A 571-nucleotide genomic window follows, 5' to 3' on the forward strand; every position below is an offset into this window, starting at 1 on the left:
TTGCTGCCGAAGTAGTAATACAGCATGCGGTCGTTGGAGTCGGCCTCGCGGGAAATGCTTTCCACACGCCCGCCGGAATAGCCGTCGCGGGTGAAGACCTTGACCGCCGCCTGGAGAATCCGCGCGCGGGTCTGGTCGGCTTGCTGGGCACGGATACCGGTCTTCTTGATCACCATTGACAAGCCTCTGCTGCACCGCGTAAAGGCCCGGAATATAGCATGGGCATTATTCCGTTACCGACAGGCTCTGTCACAAACGCGGCATAACGCTGGGGCTTGGATCGGAAACGTATTACTTTCTAGTTCTTCTAATAAACAGAGTATGCAGGGATGAAATACCAACCGTTTACCCGAACTTTGATTGCCACCGCGCTGGTGCTGACTGTCAGCGGCGTGCAGGCGGCCTCCCAGGCCCCGGTGGCTGGCGAAAATGGCATGGTGGTCACCGCCCAGCATCTGGCGACCCATGTGGGCGTGGATGTGCTCAAGGCCGGCGGCAACGCCGTGGATGCGGCGGTGGCGGTGGGCTACGCCCTGGCCGTGGTGTACCCGGCAGCCGGCAACCTCGGCGG

Annotated in this window: 2 protein-coding genes; one reads left to right on the forward strand and one right to left on the reverse strand. The window is 61.1% G+C overall.

The window, feature by feature from the left end:
- Positions 1-176 (reverse strand): TetR/AcrR family transcriptional regulator (locus HX846_RS39385; RefSeq protein ID WP_256739756.1); only part of this gene is annotated, 176 nt, incomplete at its 3' end.
- Between the two features lie 153 nt (positions 177-329).
- Here HX846_RS39385 and HX846_RS01935 point away from each other — a divergent pair.
- Positions 330-571, forward strand: a 242-nt coding sequence (locus tag HX846_RS01935; RefSeq protein WP_178964854.1) for a gamma-glutamyltransferase, incomplete at its 3' end; no start/stop codon positions are given.

This window comes from Pseudomonas sp. K5002 (assembly GCF_013386655.1).
Taxonomy (GTDB): Bacteria; Pseudomonadota; Gammaproteobacteria; order Pseudomonadales; family Pseudomonadaceae; genus Aquipseudomonas.